The sequence below is a fragment of the Variovorax sp. Varisp36 genome (assembly GCF_047304235.1).
Lineage (GTDB): Bacteria > Pseudomonadota > Gammaproteobacteria > Burkholderiales > Burkholderiaceae_C > Variovorax.
Genome location: NZ_JBGLYU010000091.1, coordinates 1 through 3,246, shown reverse-complemented (window position 1 = coordinate 3,246; position 3,246 = coordinate 1). Strand labels below are relative to the sequence as shown.

The 3,246-nt window shown below is 71.9% G+C and carries 3 protein-coding genes; all 3 read left to right on the top strand.

Annotation, left to right across the window (positions count from 1 at the left end):
* Window positions 1–1,258: MFS transporter (locus tag ACCD11_RS28245; protein WP_413316429.1), on the top strand; the 1,258-nt coding region annotated here is incomplete at its 5' end.
* Window positions 1,255–2,406 (top strand): SLC13 family permease, encoded by a 1,152-nt coding sequence (locus ACCD11_RS28240; protein ID WP_413316427.1) that lies wholly within the window; start codon window positions 1,255–1,257, stop codon window positions 2,404–2,406. The genes ACCD11_RS28245 and ACCD11_RS28240, both read left to right, overlap by 4 nt.
* Window positions 2,407–2,492: 86 nt before the next feature.
* Window positions 2,493–3,203 carry a helix-turn-helix domain-containing protein gene (locus tag ACCD11_RS28235; RefSeq protein WP_413316425.1) on the top strand — a complete coding sequence of 237 codons (711 nt, stop codon included), beginning with the start codon at window positions 2,493–2,495 and terminating at the stop codon, window positions 3,201–3,203.
* Window positions 3,204–3,246: the final 43 nt, after the last annotated feature.

The following is a 3,246-nucleotide window of genomic DNA, read 5'->3' as shown; positions in this document are numbered from 1 at the left end:
CGCCATGACCACCGCCGCCCCCTCCCGCCGCAGCCTGCGCGCACTCGACGCACTCGCCTTCTTCGCGCCCGACATCCAGGGCGGCGTCGGTCCGTTCCTGATCGTCTTCATGGCCGGCACGCTCGCCTGGAATCCGCAGCGCATCGGCACCGTGATGTTCGTCTCGGCGCTGGTCGGGCTGGCGATGCAGGCGCCGGCCGGCGCGCTGATCGACAGCGTGCGGCACAAGCCGCGCTGGATCGCGGGCGCCATCGCGCTCATCGCGAGCTGCCTCGTGGTCATGGCGAACTGGCCGGGATACGGCGTCATCCTCGCGGGACAGTCGCTGATCGGCGCGGCCGGCACGCTGGTTGCGCCCGCCATCGCCGCCATCAGCCTGGGCATGGTGGGCCGTGCGGGGCTGGATGCCCGCATCGGCCGCAACGTCGCGATCACGGCGGCCGGCACGGTGCTGTGGGCGCTGGGCACCGGCTGGGTGGGCCATGCCTTCGGGCCGCATGCGATGTTCTTCTATGCGGTGGCGATGGCGCTGCCGACCATCGCGGCGGCGCTCGCGATCCGCCACCGGGACATCGACCTGCGCCTTGCGCGCGGCGCCGATGCGCACGCCGGCGGTGCGCCCTCCACGGCACGCTGGCACGACCACCGCCTCTTCGTGCTGCTCGCCTGCGCCTTCCTGTTCCACCTGGCCAATGCCGCGATGCTCACGCTGGTGGCGCAGAAGGTCGGCACGCAGTCCGGCAGCTCGGCCACGCTGTGGCTCTCGGGCGGGGTGATCGTCACGCAGCTGGTGACCATCCCGATCGGCCTCGCGGTCGGTCGCTGGGCGCCTCGGCTCGCGCGCAAGCCGATCTTCCTGGTCGGCTTCGCGGTGCTGCCGGTGCGCGGGCTGCTCTACCTGCTGGCCGACAGCCCTGCCGCGCTGCTGGCGCTGCAGGTGCTCGACGGCATCGGCGCGGCCGTCTTCGGCGCCATGTTCACACTGATGATCGGCGACCTGACGCGCGGCAGCGGCCACTTCAACTTCGCGCTCGGCCTCGGTGGGACCTGCGTGGGGCTGGGCGCTGCGCTCAGCAACCTGGTCGCGGGCACGGTCGCGCACCTGGCCGGCTACGGCACGGCATTTGTCATGCTCGCGGGCATTGCGGCCGGTGCCTTGACGCTGTTTGCCCTGGCAATGCCCGAAACTCGCCACCGGCCTCGTTCTTCTCCCGCGAGCGCGCCGGCCGCCTCCGCCCTGACCACCACCGCCCCATGACCAAAGACACCGCGCCCGCCCTGCCGCCTGCCTCCCCCGACGACAACGCCCCGTCGCCGCACGAAAGCGGCGGCAATGGCCTGCTCTGGGTGCTGCTGGCGGTGGCTGTGGTGTTCGCCTTCTTGCGGCCGCGCGCACCGATGGACTGGCTCGAGCTGGTCGACTGGCAGACCGTGGGAGCCCTGGCCGGGCTGCTCGCGATCACGCAGGGGGTGGAGAGGAGCGGCATGCTGCAATCGGCCGCGCAGCGCCTGCTCGCACGCACCACCAACCTGCGCCAGCTCGCGCTGCTGCTCACCGCCACCGCCGCCGTGCTGTCGGCGCTCGTCACCAACGACGTGAGCCTGTTCCTGCTTGTGCCGCTCACGCGCGTGCTGGCCACGCAGGCGCACCTGCCGCTGGCGCGGCTGGTGGTGCTGGAAGCGCTGGCGGTGAACGCGGGCTCTGCCCTCACGCCCATCGGCAATCCGCAGAACCTGTACCTGTGGCACCGCACCGGCGAGAGCTTCGGCGGCTTCATGGCCATGATGGCGCCCACGGTGCTCGTCATGCTGCTCTGGCTGGTCGTGGCCGTGTGGCTGCTGGCGCCGCGAACGTCGATCGCGCTCAAGCCCGCCGCCGAGCCTGCCGCGGTGCGGCCGCGCCTGCTGGCGTTGTCGGGCGTGCTGTTCGTGGGCTTCGTTGTCGCACTCGACCGGCACTGGCTGCTGGCGGGCCTGGCGGTGGTGTTCGGCGCCTACCTGCTGTTCCAGCGCCGCGTGCTGCGCGATGTCGACTGGGCGCTGCTGGCGATCATCGCGCTGATGTTCGTCGACCTGCGCCAGCTCGCAGAGCTGCCGGCCGTGGCCGCGACCGTGGGGCGGTGGCCGATTGCCGAAGGCTGGCGCGCGTACTTCGCGGCCATCGTTACCTCGCAATTCATCAGCAACGTGCCGGCAACCATCCTGCTGGACCGCTACGTGCACGACCTGCCCGCGCTCGCGGCCGGCGTGAGCGTGGGCGGCTTCGGCTGCGTGCTGGGCTCGCTGGCCAACCTGATCGCGCTGCGGCTGGCCAAGGTGCCGCACGGGCTGCGCGAGTTCCACCGCATCAGCATTCCGTTTCTGATCGTGTGCGCGGCGTCGGCGGTGCTGCTGCGGCTCGGTTGATGGCGCCGCGCGCGCCTATGGCATGCCGCGGCCGGCAGCCGGCCGCCGGCCGCCTCGAAGAGGCTGCGCGGACAATACGCAAGAACATGTACACCCCTGCCTCTTCCCCGCCGACGAGCCACGCACTCTCGCTGCGCAACTACGGCGACTCGCACGGCAGCCACGCGCACGATCATTTCCAGGTGCTGATCGGCCTCGACGGCGTGCTGGAGATCGAAGTGGAAGGCCGCGGTGCCGGCATCGGCGTGGGCGAGGCGCAGGTGGTCGCACCCGGCGACCGGCACGACTTCAGCGCGCGCAAGCAAGGCAGCGTGTGCCTGGTGCTCGACACCACACACGCGGCATGGGCCCGCTGCGCCGAGCGCGCACCGCCCGGTGCGCCGCAGCTGCACACGCTGGCGCGCTACCTGGCGCAATGCCTGCGGCAGCCGCAGGCCTCGGCCCTGGCCCTGCAGAACGGGCCCGCGCTGCTGCTGGAGGCCTGGAATCCCGAGCCGCCCTCTCATTCGGATTCACGCCGCCGTCGCATCGACTGGCCTGTGCTCGCCGACTGGGCCCGCGCCCGCTGGCACGAACCGCTGGGCGTGGCCGACCTGGCCGGTGCAGCCTGCCTCAGCCCGAGCCAGTTCGCGCAGCGCTGCCGCGACGAACAGGGCATGGGCGCGATGCACTGGCTGCGCTCGCTGCGGCTGGCGCATGCACGCGAGCTGCGGCTCGGCGGAATGAGCGTGGCCGAAACGGCGCGCCTAACGGGCTATCGCTCGCCATCGGCTCTGACCGCCGCATTGCGTCGCTGATCCCCCGCATTTCTCCCTCCCCCGCTGGGGGAGGGAGAAATGC